Genomic DNA, 18642 nt, shown 5'->3' on the forward strand with positions numbered 1-18642 from the left:
TTTGCGGAAGGTCGCGATGATAGCAGCCGCAGGAGGCCTGAAAACACGAACCCCGGCGCGGGGCCGGGGTTCGAGATGACGCTTCAGGTGTCGACTCAGGCGTTCAGCGCTGCCAGGGCGGCGTTGAAGGTGGCGCTGGGGCGCATCACCTTGCTGGTCAGCTCCGGGTTGGAGCGGTAGTAGCCGCCGATGTCCACCGGCTTGCCCTGGACCGCGGCGAGCTCGGCGACGATGGCCGCTTCCTGCTCGGTCAGGGTCTTGGCCAACGGGGCGAACTGTGCCTTCAGCTCGGCATCCTCGTTCTGGGCGGCCAGGGCCTGGGCCCAATACAGCGACAGGTAGAAGTGGCTGCCGCGGTTGTCCAGCTGGCCGACCTTGCGCGCCGGGGACTTGTTGTTGTCCAGCAGCTTGCCGGTGGCCTGGTCGAGGGTCTTGCCGAGGAGCTTGGCCTTGACGTTGCCGGTCTTGATGCCGGTCTCTTCCAGGGAAACCGCCAGGGCCAGGAATTCACCGAGGGAATCCCAGCGCAGGTAGTTCTCTTCGACCAGTTGCTGCACGTGCTTCGGTGCCGAGCCGCCGGCGCCGGTTTCGTACATGCCGCCGCCCGCCATCAGTGGAACGATGGAAAGCATCTTGGCCGAGGTGCCCAGTTCCATGATCGGGAACAGGTCGGTCAGGTAGTCACGCAGCACGTTGCCGGTCACGGAGATGGTGTCCAGGCCGCGGATCAGGCGCTCCATGCTCAGGCGAATCGCTTCGTTGTAGCCCATGATGCGAATGTCCAGGCCGCTCAGGTCGTGTTCCTGCAGGTAGGCTTCGACCTTCTTCTGCAGCTGCTGATCGTGGGCGCGCTCGGGGTCCAGCCAGAAGATGGCCGGGGTGTTGGACAGGCGGGCGCGGGTCACGGCGAGCTTGACCCAGTCGCGGATCGGGGCGTCCTTGGTCTGGCAGGCACGCCAGATGTCGCCTTTTTCGACTTCGTGCTGCATCAGCACGGTGCCGTCGGCCAGCACGACGCGCATGATGCCGTCGGCCTGCATTTCGAAGGTCTTGTCGTGGGAGCCGTACTCTTCGGCCTTCTGCGCCATCAGGCCGACGTTCGGCACGCTACCCATGGTGACCGGGTCGAAGGCGCCGTTGGTCTTGCAGAAGTTGATCATCTCCTGGTAGATGCGGGCGTAGGTGCTCTCCGGCATCACCGCCTTGGTGTCCTTCTGCTTGCCGTCCTTGCCCCACATCTGGCCGGAGTTGCGGATCATCGCCGGCATGGAGGCGTCGACGATCACGTCGCTCGGGATGTGCAGGTTGGTGATGCCCTTGACCGAGTCGACCATCGCCATTTCCGGGCGCTCGGCGTAGCAGGCGTGGATGTCGTGGAGGATTTCTTCCTGCTGGGAATCCGGCAGGGATTTGATCTTGTCGTAAACGCTGCTCAGGCCGTTGTTCGGGTTGACGCCGATCTCTTCGAACAGCTTGCCCCACTTGTCGAACACGTCCTTGTAATAGACGGTGACGGCATGACCGAAGACGATCGGGTGGGAGATCTTCATCATGGTCGCCTTGACGTGCAGGGACCACATCACACCGGTTTCCTTGCAGTCCTGCAGGGTTTCCTCGAAGAAGGCCCGCAGCTTGTTGCAGCTCATGAACATGCCGTCGAGCACTTCACCTTCCTGCAGGGCGAGCTGCTTCTTGACCTCGACCTGGCCGTCCTTGCCAACGAACTCGATGCGCACGTCGCCAGCCTTGTCCATGGTGATGGATTGTTCGCTGGAGAAGAAATCACCGCCGCGCATGTAGTCGGCGTGGGACTGCGAAGCCTTGCTCCACTTGCCCATGGAATGCGGATGCTTGCGGGCATAGGCCTTCACGGCCGCCGGTGCGCGGCGATCGGAGTTGCCTTCACGCAGCACCGGGTTGACCGCACTGCCGAGGACCTTGCTGTAGCGCGCACGGGTTTCCTTTTCGGCGTCGGTCTGCGGGTCTTCGGGAAAGTTGGGGATGTTGTAGCCGAGGGCTTGCAGTTCGGCGATGGCCGCCTTGAGCTGGGGAACGGAGGCGCTGATGTTCGGCAGCTTGATGATGTTGGCATCCGGCTGGGTGGTCAGCTCGGCCAGCTTGGCCAGGTCGTCGTCCACTCGTTTGTCGGCATCCAGCTGGTCGGCAAAGCTCGCAAGGATGCGCCCTGCAAGAGAGATGTCGCGTGTTTCGACGGCTATGTCGGCTGTGGCTGCGAAGGCTTCTACGATGGGAAGAAGCGAATAGGTGGCCAGGGCGGGAGCTTCGTCGGTGAAGGTATAGATGATCTTCGAAGGGTTGGACATTTAGCGTTAACTCTCTTCTTGCTGAGCGTGCACAGAATCCCGAATGCGCAGGTAGGCGCTCTGGCTTTCCGCCAGAAGCCGGGATTCGCCGCGGTGATGATGGATGCACCATATAGAGTGTCTAGCATTTTGATTCCGATGAGTCCCGGTAAGGGCTCGACGGTTTCAAGAGGCGGGTCTTGTACAAGACAGGCTCGTCCCTTATGACTTATGAGTCATCGGCGCAGTATACCATCGCGTCGGCATCTCGCAGAATGGCCTTGCGCATAAGACGAACGAACATATAGTTACAGCCAATTCGAGTGGGTTACTCTCAAAGACGACGATGTTCAACCACGAAGACGGAGTCCAGCATGGGATACCAAAAGATCCAGGTGCCTGCCAGCGGTGACAAAATCACCGTCAATGCCGATAACACCCTGAATGTTCCCGACAATCCGATCATTCCCTATATCGAGGGCGACGGCATCGGCGTCGACATCAGTCCGGTGATGATCAAGGTCGTGGATGCGGCTGTGCAGAAGGCTTACGGTGGCGCGCGCAAGATCGCCTGGATGGAAGTCTTCGCTGGCGAGAAGGCCACCCAGGTCTACGATCAGGATACCTGGCTGCCGAAGGAAACCCTGGAAGCCGTCCGTGATTACGTGGTGTCCATCAAGGGGCCGCTGACCACGCCGGTGGGCGGCGGCATCCGCTCGCTGAACGTCGCCCTGCGCCAGGAACTGGATCTTTACGTCTGCCAGCGCCCGGTTCGCTGGTTCACCGGGGTGCCGAGCCCGGTCAAGAAGCCGGGTGACGTGGATATGGTGATCTTCCGCGAGAACTCCGAGGACATCTATGCCGGCGTCGAGTGGAAAGCCGGTTCCCCCGAGGCGGAAAAGGTCATCAAGTTCCTCACCGAGGAAATGGGGGTCAAGAAGATCCGCTTCACCGAGAATTGCGGTATCGGCATCAAGCCGGTCTCGCAGGAAGGCACCAAGCGCCTAGTTCGCAAGGCGCTGCAGTACGCGGTGGACAACGATCGCAGCTCCGTGACCATCGTCCACAAGGGCAACATCATGAAGTTCACCGAAGGGGCCTTCAAGGAATGGGGCTATGAGGTCGCACGTGACGAGTTCGGTGCCGAGCTGCTGGATGGCGGCCCGTGGATGCAGTTCAAGAACCCGAATACCGGCAAGAACATCGTGGTCAAGGATGCGATCGCCGACGCCATGCTGCAGCAGATCCTGCTGCGCCCGGCGGAGTACGACGTGATCGCCACGCTCAACCTGAACGGAGACTACCTGTCCGATGCCCTGGCGGCAGAAGTGGGCGGTATCGGTATCGCCCCGGGCGCCAACCTCTCCGACACCGTGGCCATGTTCGAGGCCACCCACGGCACCGCACCGAAGTACGCCGGCCAGGACAAGGTCAATCCGGGCTCGCTGATTCTCTCCGCCGAAATGATGCTGCGGCACATGGGCTGGACCGAAGCGGCCGATCTGATCATCACGGCGACCGAGGGCGCCATCGCGGCGAAAACGGTCACCTACGACTTCGAGCGCCTGATGGACGGCGCGCAGCTGATGTCCTGCTCGCAGTTCGGTGACGCCATGATCAGCCATATGTAACCCGGCTGACGACGATAAAAAGGCCGATCATGCGATCGGCCTTTTTATCGTCTCGCGCAAATCAGGCGTCCACCGCCGAGGCCGTCTGGGATGCTGGGGCTGCAGCTTCGGAGCTGGTCTGCTGCGGCCTGATGTCGGTCGCGTGAAGGCCTTTCGGACCCTGCAGAATATTGAACATGACCGCTTGCCCAGCCTTGAGAGTCCGGTAGCCTTCCATCTGGATGGCCGAATAGTGGGCAAACAGGTCCTCATCGCCGCCATCTGCTACGATGAACCCGTAGCCTTTGGCGTTGTTGAACCACTTGACCTTACCGCTTAGCATGCTGTTATCCCTCTGCAAAGGAGTCCATTACTGGAGTAACATCCATTCCATTCCGCGCTTATGCAGCCCGAGGCCTCATGTTGCGCAACCCGTTTGCCCTTGTAGGCACATACTGTTTGTATCACCGTTTTGCCGATAGTCAAGGCGACTCGTCAGCTGGCTGCGAAGCTGTCCACTTTATATCTGGCCCCGACGCCACGACCTAGAACCGTTATGCGTATGCATGCAATTGCTCAGATTCGACTAACATTCAATCAGGATCGGCCTTTAGGGGACGAGGACGACGCCTCCGGCCTGGCGGTGCAGGAAGCCAAGCCGGAATTGAAGGCACCTCCGATGTACAAAGTTGTCATGTTCAATGATGACTACACGCCCATGGATTTCGTCGTCGAGGTGCTGGAAGGCATTTTCAACCACAGCAGGGAGCAGGCGACCAAAATCATGCTGGCCGTTCATACCGAGGGGCGAGCGGTCTGTGGGATGTATACGCGCGACGTTGCCGAAACCAAAGCGATGCAAGTCAATCAATATGCAAGGGAATGCCAGCACCCGCTGCTTTGTGAGATCGAGAAGGACGGTTAACGCCCGATTGCTGGGGAAGAGGTGAAGCTATGTTGAACCGTGAGCTCGAAGTCACTCTGAATTTGGCTTTCAAAGAGGCACGTACCAAGCGCCATGAATTCATGACGGTCGAACACCTCCTGTTGGCCCTGCTGGACAACGAGGCGGCGGCGACCGTATTGCGTGCCTGTGGCGCCAGCCTGGACAAACTGCGGCACGATCTGCAGGAGTTCATCGATTCCACCACGCCGCTCATCCCACAGCACGATGAGGAACGAGAGACGCAGCCCACCCTGGGCTTCCAGCGTGTCCTGCAGCGTGCGGTGTTCCACGTACAAAGCTCCGGCAAGCGCGAGGTCACCGGAGCCAATGTGCTGGTGGCCATTTTCAGCGAACAGGAAAGCCAGGCCGTGTTTCTGCTCAAACAGCAGAACGTGGCGCGTATCGATGTGGTCAACTACATCGCGCACGGTATTTCCAAGGTCCCTGGGAGCTCCGGTAATCCAGAGGGGGATGCGGAGATGCAGGATGAAGAAGGTGGGGAATCGGGAACCTCGAGCAATCCGCTGGATGCCTACGCCAGCAGCCTGAACGAGTTGGCGCGCCAGGGGCGGATCGATCCGCTGGTGGGGCGCGAGCATGAAGTCGAGCGGGTCGCCCAGATCCTTGCGCGGCGCCGCAAGAACAATCCGCTGCTGGTGGGCGAGGCCGGCGTTGGCAAGACCGCCATCGCCGAAGGGCTGGCGAAGCGGATCGTCGACAATCAGGTTCCGGACCTGCTGGCTGACAGTGTCGTCTACTCGCTGGATCTCGGGGCGCTGCTGGCCGGCACCAAGTACCGCGGCGACTTCGAGAAGCGCTTCAAGGCCTTGCTTGGCGAGTTGCGCAAGCGGCCCCATGCCATTCTGTTCATCGACGAGATCCACACCATCATCGGTGCCGGTGCGGCATCCGGCGGCGTGATGGATGCTTCGAACCTGCTCAAGCCGTTGCTTTCGTCCGGCGAGATCCGCTGTATCGGTTCCACGACATTCCAGGAGTTCCGCGGAATCTTCGAGAAGGATCGTGCCCTGGCGCGGCGCTTCCAGAAGGTGGACGTAAGCGAGCCGTCGGTCGAGGACACCATCGGCATCCTTCGTGGGCTCAAGGGGCGTTTCGAGCAACACCACCACATCGAATACACCGACGAGGCGCTTCGGGCGGCCGCCGAGCTCGCCTCGCGCTACATCAACGATCGGCACATGCCGGACAAGGCGATCGACGTGATCGACGAGGCGGGGGCCTATCAGCGCCTGCAGCCGGAAGAGAAGCGCCTCAAGCGCATCGACGTCGAGCAGGTCGAGAACATCGTGGCGAAGATCGCGCGCATTCCGCCCAAGCACGTCAGCAGTTCGGACAAGGAGCTGCTGCGCAATCTCGAGCGTGATCTCAAGCTCACCGTATTCGGCCAGGACGATGCGATCGATTCGCTGGCCACTGCGATCAAGCTGTCTCGCGCGGGCCTCAAGGCGCCCGACAAACCGGTTGGCTCCTTCCTCTTCGCCGGGCCGACCGGCGTCGGCAAGACCGAGGCGGCACGGCAGCTGGCGCGGGCGCTGGGGGTCGAGCTGGTGCGCTTCGACATGTCCGAATACATGGAGCGGCACACCGTTTCCCGGCTGATCGGCGCGCCTCCGGGCTATGTCGGTTTCGACCAGGGTGGCCTGCTGACCGAGGCGATCACCAAGCAGCCCCATTGCGTGCTGCTGCTCGACGAGATCGAGAAGGCCCACCCGGAAGTGTTCAATCTGCTGCTGCAGGTCATGGACCACGGCACGCTCACCGACAACAACGGGCGCAAGGCCGATTTCCGCAACGTGATCATCATCATGACCACCAATGCGGGGGCGGAAACCGCGGCGCGGGCTTCCATCGGCTTTACCATGCAGGACCATGCTTCGGATGCCATGGAAGTCATCAAGAAGAGCTTCACGCCGGAGTTCCGCAACCGCCTGGACACCATCATCCAATTCGGCCGGCTGAGTCACGAAGTCATCAAGAGCATCGTCGACAAGTTCCTCATCGAACTGCAGACGCAGCTCGAGGACAAGCATGTGACGCTGGAGGTATCGGATGCCGCGCGCAGCTGGCTGGCCGAGCATGGCTACGATGCGCAGATGGGGGCGCGGCCGATGGCCAGGCTGATCCAGGACAAGATCAAGCGGCCATTGGCGGAAGAGATCCTGTTCGGTGAGCTGGCCGAGCATGGCGGTGTGGTGCATATCGATGTTCGAGACGGCGAGCCGTTCTTCGAATTCGAAACCGCGGCCGAGCTGGCCTGATCGCCTTCTTGGACCAAGCGCCCGGCAATAGCCGGGCGTTTTCTTTCGCCTGCCGATAATGCGCTGATCAAGGTGTTTGCCGGGCGCAACAAAAAAGCCCGGTAAAAACCGGGCGTTTTTCTCGCGACTCGCTTAGCGGGCGCGGTAGGTGATGCGACCCTTGCTCAGATCGTAGGGGGTCAGCTCCACGCGAACCTTGTCACCGGTGAGAATCCGGATGTAGTTCTTGCGCATCTTTCCGGAGATGTGCGCAGTAACGACGTGCCCGTTTTCCAACTCCACGCGAAACATGGTGTTAGGCAGGGTGTCGACGACAGTACCTTCCATTTCGAAGCTGTCTTCTTTCGACATTCAGTAAAGTCCTCGGTGTCCAAATGAGTGGCCCGGCACAAGCCTGCGCGGGCAAAAGCGGCAAGCATTGTGCCCGAAATGGGTCGGCGAGCCAAGGACTTCAGCTGAGCGTCACCCAGCGCTGGTTGACCAACAGCTCGATTGGGCGATATTCGGTCTTGTAGTTCATCTTTCGGCAGTTCTTGATCCAGTAGCCGAGATAGACGGCCTTGAGGCCGAGGCGAGCGGCCTCGTCGATCTGCCAGAGAATGGCATAGCGGCCCAGGCTGCGGCGCTCTTCATCCGGATCGTAGAAGGTGTAGACCGCGGAAAGCCCGTTGGGCAGCACGTCGGTCACCGCGACGGCGACCAGTCGGCCATCGAGGCGGAATTCATAGAAGCGACAGAAGGGCAGGTCGCGAACCAGGAAGGTGTTGAACTGGTCGCGGCTCGGGGGATACATGTCGCCGTCGGCGTGGCGCCGTTCGATGTAGGTGGCGTAGAGCGCATAGAGCTCTTCGCTGAAACCAGGGCGCACGCCGCGAACCTGCAGGTCGGCATTGCGCTTGATAATGCGTTTCTGTTGGCGGCTGAGACTTCGCGCATTTACCGGGATGCGCGCCGGAATGCACGCCGAGCAGCGCTGGCAGTGCGGACGGTAGAGGTGGTCGCCACTGCGCCGGAAGCCCATCTCCGACAATTCCGCATATACCTGAACATCCATCGGCTGGCTGGGGTCGAGAAACAGCGTCGTGGCCTGTTCATCGGGCAGGTAGCTGCACGCATGCGGCTGGGTGGCGTAGAACTTGAGGCGAGCCAGTGAAGTCATGGTCAACTCTCAGAAATCATGAGCTCAGTGTAGGTCAGCTTGCTGCAGCGGACTAGGCGCCCCAGATGGCCGTGCTGGGCTGATCCAGATGTTCGGCTAGCGCGCGGGCGAATGCATCGCGGGAGATGCTGCGGGCACCGAAGCTTTCCAGGTGGCGTGTAGGCATCTGGCAATCGACCAGCGCAAAGCCCCAGTCGCGCAGATGCTCGACCAGCGTCACGAATCCGACCTTGGACGCATCGGTGGCTCGGCTGAACATCGATTCGCCGAAAAATAGCCTACCCATCGCCAGGCCGTAGAGTCCTCCGACGAGATGCTCGTCTGCCCAGACTTCCACCGAATGCGCCACGCCCATTTCATGCAGTCTGAGGTAGGCCTGCTGCATCGGCGTGGTGATCCAGGTTCCGTCGGTGTAGCTGCGCGGGCCGGCACATCCCTCGATCACGTCGACGAAGGCGCGGTCGAAGGTGACTGTATAGCTGTTCTGGCGCAGCCGCTTGCGCAGGCTGCGCGCGACGTGCATTTCGTCCGGATAGAGCACGGTGCGCGGATCGGGCGACCACCAGAGCAGCGGCTGGCCGTCCTGGTACCAGGGAAAGCAGCCATGGCGATACGCTGCCAGCAGGCGCTCGGGGCTCAGGTCGCCACCGGCCGCCAGCAGGCCGTTGGGCTCGCGTAGTGCCTTGTCGAGGGGTGGAAAGGTGAGCTCGTCGCGTTTCAGCCAGGTCAGCATATCGCTGCGCGGAGTAGGGTAGGGCGGGTGCGTGCACCCGCCGACCGATCAATTGTCGAGGTATTTTTCGGCGTCCAGCGCGGCCATGCAGCCGGCGCCGGCGGAGGTGATCGCCTGGCGGTAGACGTGGTCGGCCACGTCGCCGGCGGCGAACACGCCGGGAATGCTGGTGCAGGTCGCATCGCCTTCGCCGTCACCCCTGATCTTCAGGTAGCCGTCCTTCATCTCGAGCTGTCCCTGGAACAGGTCGGTGTTCGGCTTGTGGCCGATGGCGATGAACACGCCGGCCAGATCGAGCCGGGTCTCTTCGCCGGAAAGCGTGCTTTTCAGGCGTACCCCGGTCACGCCGCTGGCGTCGCCCAGGACTTCCTCGAGGGTATGGTTCCAGTGCAGGCGAATATTGCCGTTGGTCGCCTTGTCCATGATCTTGTCCTGCAGGATCTTCTCCGAACGCAACTTGTCGCGGCGGTGGATCAGGTGCACTTCCCTGGCGATATTGGACAGATAGAGCGCTTCCTCGACGGCAGTGTTGCCGCCGCCGACCACCGCGACCACCTGGTTGCGATAGAAGAAGCCATCGCAGGTGGCGCAGGCGGATACGCCGCGGCCGGCGAAGGCGTCTTCCGAGGGCAGGCCCAGGTACTGCGCCGAGGCGCCGGTGGCGATGATCAGCGCGTCGCAGCTATAGGTGCCGCTGTCGCCCTTGAGGATGAAGGGGCGCTGCTGCAACTCTGCGGTATGGATGTGATCGAAGACGATCTCGGTATCGAAGCGCTCGGCGTGCTTCTGCATGCGCACCATCAGGTCGGGGCCGGTCAGGCCTTCGACGTCGCCGGGCCAGTTGTCGACCTCGGTGGTGGTCGTCAACTGGCCACCGGGCTGGATGCCGGTGATCATCAGCGGCTTCAGATTGGCGCGGGCGGCGTATACCGCAGCGGTATAACCGGCCGGGCCCGAGCCGAGGATGATCAGACGTGAATGCTTGACTTCACTCATAAAAAGCCCTCATAAGCCTTTGTTGCAAATAGAGAAGCGTGCTCCAGTCGAGCCGCGCTGCGAAATCGGGCGTTTATGCTACACCGAAGCATCGACAAAAGCCCGAGCCGCCGCGGAACCGGCATGCCATCGAATCGACAAACCCGTACAATGCCAGAATTCCGGCTGACTACGGATCAAGCGCCGCAGGCGCAGGAAAGAAAGCGTTTTGAAGAATTCCTCATCTACCGCGCCGGCGTCCGTCTGGCGACAACAATTGCACTATCGCCTCAAGGAAGGCGCGTTGATAGCGCTCGGTGCGCTCTGCGCCTATCTCTGGATGGCCCTGCTGACCTACGATCCGTCCGATCCGGGCTGGACGCACACCAGCAACGTCGAGCAGGTCCGCAACGCCGCGGGCCGCGCCGGTGCCTGGTTCGCCGATATCCTGTTCATGGCCCTGGGCTACTTCGCCTACCTGTTTCCCCTGTTGCTGGGCATCAAGACCTGGCAGGTGTTCCGTGCGCGGCATCAGCCCTGGGCATGGAATGGCTGGCTGTTCTCCTGGCGCCTGATCGGCCTGGTGTTCCTGGTGCTGTCCGGCTCTGCGCTGGCATACATCCACTTCCAGGCTGCCGACGGCCTGCCGGCGTCCTCCGGTGGCGCGCTCGGCGAGAGCCTCGGTCAGCTGGCGGTACTGTCGCTGAACGTGCAGGGCAGTACGCTGACACTGCTGGCATTCTTCCTCTTCGGACTGACGGTGTTCACCGACCTGTCCTGGTTCAAGGTGATGGACATCACCGGCAAGATCACCCTGGATCTGATCGAGCTGATCCAGAGCTTCTTCAGCCGCTGGTGGAATGCCCGCGCCGAGCGCAAGCAAATGATCGCCCAGTTGCGCGAGGTCGATGAGGTGGTCAGCGAGGTGGCGGCGCCGATGGTGCGCGACCGCCGCGAACAGGCCAAGGTCAAGGAGCGTCTCATCGAGCGCGAGGAAGCCCTGGCCAGGCACATGAGCGACCGCGACAAGCGTGTCGCGCCGGTGATCGCGCCGCCGCCACCGCCGAAAGCTGCCGAGCCGAGCAAGCGCGTGCTCAAGGAAAAACAGGCCAATCTGTTCGTCGATCCGCTGATCGAGGGCAGCCTGCCGCCGATTTCCCTGCTCGATGCCGCCGAGAAGCAGCAGAAGCAGTATTCGCCCGAATCCCTGGAGGCCATGTCGCGCTTGCTGGAGATCAAGCTCAAGGAGTTCGGCGTCGAGGTCCTGGTCGAATCGGTGCATCCGGGGCCGGTGATCACCCGTTTCGAGATCCAGCCGGCGGCGGGCGTCAAGGTCAGCCGCATCTCCAACCTGGCCAAGGACCTGGCGCGTTCGCTGGCGGTGATCAGCGTGCGCGTGGTCGAGGTGATTCCGGGCAAGACCACCGTCGGCATCGAGATTCCCAACGAGGACCGGCAGATCGTGCGCTTCTCCGAAGTGCTGTCGTCGGCGCCCTACGACGATGCCAAGTCGCCGGTCACCCTCGCGCTGGGCCACGACATCGGCGGCAAGCCGGTGATCGCCGACCTGGCGAAGATGCCGCACCTGCTGGTGGCGGGGACCACCGGTTCCGGTAAGTCGGTGGGGGTCAACGCGATGATCCTGTCGATCCTGTTCAAATCGACGCCGGAAGAGGCGCGGCTGATCATGATCGACCCGAAGATGCTCGAACTGTCGATTTACGAGGGGATTCCGCACCTGCTCTGCCCGGTGGTCACCGACATGAAGGAGGCGGCCAACGCGCTGCGCTGGAGCGTCGCCGAGATGGAGCGGCGCTACAAGCTGATGGCGGCCATGGGCGTGCGCAACCTGGCCGGCTTCAACCGCAAAGTCAAGGAAGCCGAGGAGGCGGGCACGCCGCTCACCGATCCGCTGTTCCGCCGCGAGAGCATGGACGACCAGCCACCGCCGCTGAAAGCCCTGCCGACCATCGTCGTGGTGGTGGACGAGTTCGCCGACATGATGATGATCGTCGGCAAGAAGGTCGAAGAGCTGATCGCCCGCATCGCGCAGAAGGCGCGGGCGGCGGGTATCCACCTGATCCTCGCCACCCAGCGGCCGTCGGTGGACGTGATCACCGGCCTGATCAAGGCCAATATCCCGACGCGCATGGCATTTCAGGTGTCGAGCAAGATCGACTCGCGGACCATCCTCGACCAGGGCGGCGCCGAACAGCTGCTCGGCCATGGCGACATGCTCTACCTGCCGCCGGGCACCGGCCTGCCGATCCGCGTGCATGGCGCCTTCGTCTCCGATGACGAGGTGCACCGCGTGGTCGAAGCCTGGAAGGCGCGTGGCGCGCCCGACTACATCGAAGACATCCTCGCCGGCGTGGAAGAGGCCGGCAGCGGCTTCGATGGCGGCGGTGGCGAAGGCGGCGGCGAGGGCAGCGAAGAAGATCCGCTGTACGACGAGGCGGTGCGCTTCGTCACCGAAAGTCGCCGCGCATCGATTTCCGCCGTGCAGCGCAAGCTGAAGATCGGCTACAACCGCGCCGCGCGGATGATCGAGGCCATGGAAATGGCCGGCGTGGTGACATCCATGAACACCAATGGCTCGCGCGAAGTCATCGCGCCGCCGCCTATGCGCGATTGAATCGCTTCGAGGGCTACATGCAATTGATCCGTTTGCTGTGTGCATCCGTCCTGATGGTCGCCCTGGCCCCGGCGCAGGCCGACCAGGCCGCGTCCACCCAACGCCTGACCGGCCTGCTCAACCAGGCCGAAACCCTGACCGGCCGCTTCTCGCAGCTTTCGCTCGATGGCAGCGGCACCCAGCTGCAGGAAACCTCCGGCGAGCTGGCGCTCAAGCGTCCGGGTCAGTTCCGCTGGCACACCGATGCGCCGATGGAGCAACTGCTGGTGTCCAACGGCGAGAAGGTCTGGCTGTATGACCCGGACCTGGAGCAGGTCACCATCCAGCAGCTCGACCAGCGTCTGACCCATACGCCGGCGCTGCTGCTCTCCGGCGACGTTTCCACCATCAGCGAAAACTTCGAGGTGTCGCACAAGGAAGCCGGCGATGTGGTGGACTTCACCCTCAAGCCCAAGGCCAAGGACACGCTGTTCGACAACCTGCGGCTGTCCTTCCGTGGCGGGGTGATCAACGACATGCAACTGATCGACAGCGTCGGGCAGCGCACCAACATCCTGTTCATGGGGGTGAAGATGAACCAGCCGCTGAAGGCCGATCTGTTCACCTTCGAGATTCCCGAGGGCACCGACGTCATCGCCGAGTGATCGTCGTCTGCCATTCGTTTCAGGCGGCCTGCGTAGCTGCGGGCCGCTGCAATTGAGGTAACCGTCCGCGATGGACCTGTTCAGCCGCGAACCCGTCGCCCAGCCGCTCGCCGCGCGGTTGCGTGCAGCCAGCCTCGACGAATACGTCGGGCAGGAGCATCTGCTCGCCCGCGGCAAGCCGCTGCGCGAGGCGCTGGAGCAGGGTGCGCTGCATTCGATGGTGTTCTGGGGCCCGCCCGGGGTCGGCAAGACCACCCTGGCGCGGCTGCTGGCCAAGGTCTCCGATGCGCATTTCGAGACGGTTTCCGCGGTGCTCGCCGGGGTCAAGGAGATCCGCCAGGCGGTGGAAATCGCCAAGCAGCAGGCGGCACAATATGGCCGGCGCACCATTCTGTTCGTCGATGAGGTGCATCGCTTCAACAAGTCGCAGCAGGATGCCTTCCTGCCCTATGTCGAGGACGGCACGCTGATCTTCATCGGTGCCACCACCGAGAACCCTTCCTTCGAGCTCAACAACGCGCTGCTCTCGCGGGCGCGCGTCTATGTGCTGAAAAGCCTGGACGAAGCCGCCTTGCGCAAGCTGGTGGCGCGGGCGCTGAACGACCCCAAGGGCCTCGGCGATCTGCACCTCGAACTGCCGGAGGAGAGCTTCCAGATGCTGCTGGCGGCGGCCGACGGCGATGGCCGCCGGCTGCTCAACCTGCTGGAGAATGCCTCCGACCTGGCCGAAGAGGGCGGTACCATCAGTACCGATCTGCTGCAGGACCTGCTGGGTGACAGCCGCCGCCGTTTCGACAAGGGCGGCGAAGCCTTCTACGATCAGATCTCGGCGCTGCACAAGTCGGTGCGCGGCTCCAATCCCGATGCGGCGCTGTACTGGTTCGCGCGCATGCTCGATGGCGGTTGCGACCCGCTGTACATTGCCCGTCGCGTCGTGCGCATGGCCAGCGAAGAGATCGGCAACGCCGACCCGCGCGCATTGCCGCTGTGCCTGAATGCCTGGGACGTGCAGGAGCGCCTGGGCAGCCCGGAAGGAGAACTGGCGGTGGCGCAGGCCATCGTCTACCTGGCCTGTGCGCCGAAGAGCAATGCGGTCTACACCGCGTTCAAGGCGGCCATGCGCGACGCCGCGGAAAATGGTTCGCAGGAAGTGCCGCTGCACCTGCGTAACGCGCCGACCAAGCTGATGAAAGAGCTCGGCTACGGCAACGAATATCGCTACGCCCATGACGAGCCGGATGCCTATGCCGCAGGCGAGGACTACTTCCCCGAGGCCATGCAGCCGCGCCGCTATTACCATCCGGCTCCGCGCGGGCTGGAAAGCAAGATCCGCGACAAGCTGGAACATCTCGCTCGGCTCGATCGTGAAAGCCCGATACAACGGAGAAAGGAATGATCCGCATGGCCTTCGCCGTCGCCTGTGGCGGCGTGATCGGAACGCTGTTGCGCTTTGCCCTGGCTACATGGGTTAGCGCCCAGTGGCCCAGGCATTTCTATCTGGCCACACTGGCGGTCAACCTGCTCGGTTGCTTGCTGATCGGCTATCTCTACGCGACCTTTCTCGCCAGACCGGATATCTCGCCGGAGCTGCGCGGCGCGCTGATTATCGGTTTCCTTGGCGCCCTGACGACCTTTTCCAGCTTCTCGCTGGACGCAATGCGGCTGCTCGAAAGCGGTCAGTTGGCCACCGCTTTTGCCTATGTCGGCAGTAGCGTGCTCGGCGGTCTGCTGGCGGCCTGGGCTGGCCTCGCGCTCGCCAGGTTATGAACCACCGCGCGTTCACAGTAAACTTCGCTCCCTCTTCGCCCTTCATCCAAGCTTTCACAGACGAGACCCACCATGCTTGATTCGAAACTGGTACGCACTCAGCTACAGGACGTGGCGGCCCGCCTGGCCACCCGCGGCTACCAGCTGGACGTGGCGCGCATCGAGGCGCTGGAAGCCCAGCGCAAGACCGTGCAGACCCGCACCGAACAACTCCAGGCCGAGCGCAACGCGCGCTCCAAGTCCATCGGCCAGGCCAAGCAGCGCGGCGAAGACATCGCGCCGCTGCTCGCCGATGTGGATCGCATGGGCTCGGAGCTCGAATCTGGCAAGCAGGAGCTGGAACGCATCCAGACCGAGCTGGACCAGCTGATGCTGAGCATTCCCAACCTGCCGCACGAGTCGGTGCCGGTCGGCGCGGATGAGGACGAGAACGTCGAGGTCCGCCGCTGGGGCACGCCGAAGGCCTTCGACTTCGCCGTGCAGGACCACGTTGCCCTCGGCGAACAGCACGGCTGGCTCGACTTCGAGACCGCGGCCAAGCTGTCCGGCGCCCGTTTCGCCCTGATGCGCGGGCCGATCGCGCGCCTGCATCGGGCGCTGGCACAGTTCATGATCGACCTGCACACCCGCGAGCACGGCTACGAAGAGGTCTACACGCCCTATCTGGTGCAGGCGCCGGCGCTGCAGGGCACCGGCCAATTGCCGAAGTTCGAGGAAGATCTGTTCAAGATCAGCCGCGAAGGCGAAGCCGATTTCTACCTGATACCGACCGCCGAAGTGTCGCTGACCAATATCGTCGCCGGCGAGATTCTCGATGCCCGGCAGCTGCCGCTGAAATTCGTCGCCCACACGCCGTGCTTTCGCAGCGAGGCCGGTGCGTCGGGCCGCGACACGCGCGGCATGATCCGCCAGCACCAGTTCGACAAGGTCGAGATGGTGCAGATCGTCGAGCCGGCCAAGTCCTTCGAGGCGCTGGAAGCGCTGACCGGCAATGCCGAGAAGGTGCTGCAGCTGCTCGAATTGCCGTACCGCGTGCTGTCGCTGTGTACCGGCGACATGGGCTTCGGCGCGACCAAGACCTATGACCTGGAAGTCTGGGTACCGAGTCAGGACAAGTACCGCGAGATTTCTTCCTGCTCCAACTGCGGCGACTTCCAGGCGCGGCGCATGCAGGCGCGCTATCGCAACCCCGAGACCGGCAAGCCGGAGCTGGTGCACACCCTCAACGGTTCCGGGCTCGCGGTCGGGCGGACGCTGGTCGCGGTACTGGAGAATTATCAGCAGGCCGACGGCCGCATTCTGGTGCCCGAGGTATTGAAGCCTTACATGGGTGGTATCGAAGTCATCGGCTAAGGTTGCGGCGCGCTGCGTCATTCGCGGTCCGGCATCAGACCGGATCCTTGATCTTCGACAAGGGGTATCGCAGGCGTAGTGGCTGTGATGCCTGTACCTCCAACGACTCGCCAGGATTCGCCCATGGAATACCTTCCGCTGTTCCACAACCTCAAGGGCCGCACGGTGCTGATCGTCGGCGGCGGCGAGATCGCCTTGCGCAAGGCTCGCCTGCTGAGCGAGGCCGGAGCGCGGTTGCGGGTGGTAGCACCAAGCATCGAGGCTCAACTGGCCGAACTGGTAGAGGCAGGGAGCGGTGAATGCCTGGATCGGGGCTACGATCCGCAGGACATGCAGGGATGCGTGCTGGCCATCGCCGCCACCGATGACGAACCGCTGAACGCCTTGGTGTCGCAACACGCCAATGCGCTGGGCATTCCGGTGAACGTGGTCGACTCGCCGCAGCTGTGCAGTGTGATCTTTCCGGCGATCGTCGACCGTTCGCCGCTGGTCATCGCGGTGTCCAGCGGCGGCGACGCGCCGGTATTGGCGCGCTTGATCCGAGCACGTATCGAGACCTGGATTCCGGCGGCCTACGGGCAACTGGCGGGGCTGGCCAAGCAGTTTCGCGCCCAGGTCAAGGCGAAGTTTTCCAACGTCCAGCAACGTCGGGTGTTCTGGGAGGAAACCTTCCAGGGGCCGATCGCCGAGCAGGCGCTGGCGGGACGTACGGCCGAGGCCGAACGGCTGCTCGCCGAAAAGCTCGCGGGTGCGGCGCCGCGTGCGCTGGGCGAGGTCTACCTGGTCGGGGCAGGCCCCGGTGATCCTGATCTGCTGACCTTCCGCGCCTTGCGCCTGATGCAGCAGGCCGATGTGGTGCTCTACGACCGCCTGGTCGCTCCGGCGATCATCGACTTGTGCCGGCGCGATGCCGACCGCATCTATGTCGGCAAGCGGCGCGCGGAACACGCCGTACCGCAGGAGCAGATCAACCAGAAGCTGGTGGAGCTGGCCAGGCAGGGCAAACGCGTGCTGCGGCTGAAGGGCGGCGATCCGTTCATCTTCGGTCGCGGTGGCGAGGAGATCGAGGAACTGGCGGCCAACGGCGTACCGTTCCAGGTCGTCCCCGGCATCACCGCTGCCAGCGGTTGCGCCGCCTATGCGGGTATTCCGCTGACCCATCGTGACCATGCCCAGTCGGTGCGCTTCGTCACCGGCCATCTCAAGGACGGCACTTGCGATCTGCCCTGGGCGGAACTGGCGGCACCGGGGCAGACGCTGGTGTTCTACATGGGGCTGGTGGGGCTGCCGGTGATCTGCCAGCAGCTGATTGCCCATGGTCGTTCGGCTGAAACCCCGGCGGCGCTGGTGCAGCAGGGCACCACCAGCAATCAGCGGGTCTTCACGGGCACGCTGGGTACGCTGGCCGAGCTCATCGCGCAACAAAATGTGCAGGCGCCGACGCTGCTGATCGTCGGCGAGGTGGTGCAGTTGCGCGAGAAGCTGGCCTGGTTCGAGGGCGCCCGGGCGAGCGACTAGCGCGGACGGCGCTGTTCAGCGGCGCAGGTAGGCGGTGAAGTCGATATCGCCAGCCGAGAGGATGGCCTGAACGCGGTTGTGTACGTTGAGCTTGCGCAGGATCGCCGAGACGTGGGCCTTGACCGTGGTCTCGGCGATGTCGAGGTTATAGGCGATCTGCTTGTTGGACTCGCCCTTGGTCATGCGCTCCAGCACCAGCAGCTGCTTGCGGGTCAGTGCCTGCAGCAGTTCCGGCGGTATCGACGGCTCGTTGTGATGGCAATGGCGGCTGGCGCTCTTCTGGCTGCGGATGATGTCCGAGGGCAGGTAGACGTTGCCGTTGAGGATCTGCTCGATGGCCTCGGTCATCTGCGCCCGTGGCGAGGATTTGGTGATGAAGCCCACCGCGCCGTAGGTGATCGCCTGCAGCACGACCTGCTTGTCCTGTTCGGCGGAGACGATCACCACCGGAATGGTCGGTGCCTCGTTGCGCAGGTTGATCAGGCCGTTCAGGCCGTGCATGCCGGGCATGTTGAGGTCGAGCAGGACCAGATCGAGGTCGTCGTGTTCGAGCGTCAGGGCAAGCGCGCTTTCGAGGTCGGCGGTTTCCAGGATCTCGCTGTCGGGAAAGCCGTCGCGGATGACGTTGTGGATGGCTTCGCGAAACAGCGGATGGTCGTCGGCAATCAAGATCTTGTACAAGGCCGGTCACCTCTTTGTTGTGATTATGGTGGGGCATGC

Annotated in this window: 16 protein-coding genes; 9 read left to right on the forward strand and 7 right to left on the reverse strand. The window is 63.0% G+C overall.

Annotation, left to right across the window (positions count from 1 at the left end; translation table 11 throughout):
- Positions 1 to 95: 95 nt before the first annotated feature.
- Entirely contained in the window at positions 96 to 2324 is a 2229-nt protein-coding gene (locus IN820_RS21320; protein ID WP_193682895.1) for an NADP-dependent isocitrate dehydrogenase, read from the reverse strand.
- A 353-nt stretch (positions 2325 to 2677) separates the two neighbouring features.
- On the opposite strand from IN820_RS21320, the gene icd reads away from it, so the two are divergent.
- A complete protein-coding gene (gene icd / locus IN820_RS21325) occupies positions 2678 to 3934 on the forward strand; it encodes an NADP-dependent isocitrate dehydrogenase (RefSeq protein ID WP_193682896.1) in 1257 nt (418 codons plus the stop codon).
- 61 nt (positions 3935 to 3995) lie between these two features.
- On the opposite strand, the gene cspD is transcribed toward icd, so the two are convergent.
- Positions 3996 to 4256 carry a cold shock domain-containing protein CspD gene (cspD, locus tag IN820_RS21330; protein WP_193682897.1) on the reverse strand — a complete coding sequence of 87 codons (261 nt, stop codon included), beginning with the start codon at positions 4254 to 4256 and terminating at the stop codon, positions 3996 to 3998.
- A gap of 219 nt (positions 4257 to 4475) precedes the next feature.
- Between cspD and clpS the strand changes: the two genes are divergently transcribed.
- Together clpS and clpA are read left to right on the forward strand one after the other, a co-directional pair.
- Positions 4476 to 4838: an ATP-dependent Clp protease adapter ClpS gene (gene clpS, locus IN820_RS21335; RefSeq protein WP_193683007.1), complete on the forward strand. Its 363-nt coding sequence runs from the start codon at positions 4476 to 4478 to the stop codon at positions 4836 to 4838.
- 29 nt (positions 4839 to 4867) lie between these two features.
- On the forward strand, positions 4868 to 7138 hold the full coding sequence (gene clpA / locus IN820_RS21340) for an ATP-dependent Clp protease ATP-binding subunit ClpA (RefSeq protein WP_193682898.1): 2271 nt from the start codon (positions 4868 to 4870) through the stop codon (positions 7136 to 7138).
- Between the two features lie 132 nt (positions 7139 to 7270).
- On the opposite strand, the gene infA is transcribed toward clpA, so the two are convergent.
- From infA to trxB, 4 genes are all read right to left on the reverse strand, one after another.
- Complete coding sequence (infA, locus tag IN820_RS21345) at positions 7271 to 7489, reverse strand: translation initiation factor IF-1 (RefSeq protein ID WP_002553999.1); 219 nt, start codon at positions 7487 to 7489, stop codon at positions 7271 to 7273.
- A gap of 100 nt (positions 7490 to 7589) precedes the next feature.
- The gene (locus IN820_RS21350) at positions 7590 to 8297 is read right to left on the reverse strand and encodes an arginyltransferase (RefSeq protein WP_193682899.1); all 708 of its coding nucleotides are present in this window, start codon (positions 8295 to 8297) and stop codon (positions 7590 to 7592) included.
- Between the two features lie 52 nt (positions 8298 to 8349).
- Positions 8350 to 9030, reverse strand: coding sequence for a leucyl/phenylalanyl-tRNA--protein transferase (gene aat / locus IN820_RS21355; protein WP_193682900.1), 681 nt, complete (start codon positions 9028 to 9030; stop codon positions 8350 to 8352).
- 48 nt (positions 9031 to 9078) lie between these two features.
- On the reverse strand, positions 9079 to 10026 hold the full coding sequence (gene trxB, locus IN820_RS21360) for a thioredoxin-disulfide reductase (protein ID WP_193682901.1): 948 nt from the start codon (positions 10024 to 10026) through the stop codon (positions 9079 to 9081).
- A gap of 175 nt (positions 10027 to 10201) precedes the next feature.
- On the opposite strand from trxB, the gene ftsK reads away from it, so the two are divergent.
- The 6 genes from ftsK (at position 10202) to cysG (ending at position 17922) form a co-directional block, all read left to right on the forward strand.
- Positions 10202 to 12640 (forward strand): DNA translocase FtsK, encoded by a 2439-nt coding sequence (gene ftsK / locus IN820_RS21365; RefSeq protein ID WP_193683008.1) that lies wholly within the window; start codon positions 10202 to 10204, stop codon positions 12638 to 12640.
- Positions 12641 to 12657: 17 nt separating this feature from the next.
- Positions 12658 to 13284, forward strand: coding sequence for an outer membrane lipoprotein chaperone LolA (gene lolA / locus IN820_RS21370; RefSeq protein ID WP_193682902.1), 627 nt, complete (start codon positions 12658 to 12660; stop codon positions 13282 to 13284).
- A gap of 70 nt (positions 13285 to 13354) precedes the next feature.
- Complete coding sequence (locus IN820_RS21375; protein WP_193682903.1) at positions 13355 to 14680, forward strand: replication-associated recombination protein A; 1326 nt, start codon at positions 13355 to 13357, stop codon at positions 14678 to 14680.
- Positions 14677 to 15051 carry a fluoride efflux transporter CrcB gene (crcB, locus tag IN820_RS21380; RefSeq protein ID WP_193682904.1) on the forward strand — a complete coding sequence of 125 codons (375 nt, stop codon included), beginning with the start codon at positions 14677 to 14679 and terminating at the stop codon, positions 15049 to 15051. Before IN820_RS21375 ends, crcB begins: the two co-directional genes overlap by 4 nt.
- A gap of 72 nt (positions 15052 to 15123) precedes the next feature.
- Complete coding sequence (gene serS, locus IN820_RS21385) at positions 15124 to 16404, forward strand: serine--tRNA ligase (protein ID WP_193682905.1); 1281 nt, start codon at positions 15124 to 15126, stop codon at positions 16402 to 16404.
- Positions 16405 to 16527: 123 nt separating this feature from the next.
- Positions 16528 to 17922, forward strand: coding sequence for a siroheme synthase CysG (cysG, locus tag IN820_RS21390; RefSeq protein ID WP_193682906.1), 1395 nt, complete (start codon positions 16528 to 16530; stop codon positions 17920 to 17922).
- Positions 17923 to 17937: 15 nt separating this feature from the next.
- On the opposite strand, the gene IN820_RS21395 is transcribed toward cysG, so the two are convergent.
- Complete coding sequence (locus IN820_RS21395) at positions 17938 to 18603, reverse strand: response regulator transcription factor (protein WP_193682907.1); 666 nt, start codon at positions 18601 to 18603, stop codon at positions 17938 to 17940.
- Positions 18604 to 18642 lie beyond the last annotated feature (39 nt).

This window comes from Pseudomonas lopnurensis (genome assembly GCF_015070855.1).
GTDB lineage: Bacteria > Pseudomonadota > Gammaproteobacteria > Pseudomonadales > Pseudomonadaceae > Stutzerimonas > Stutzerimonas lopnurensis.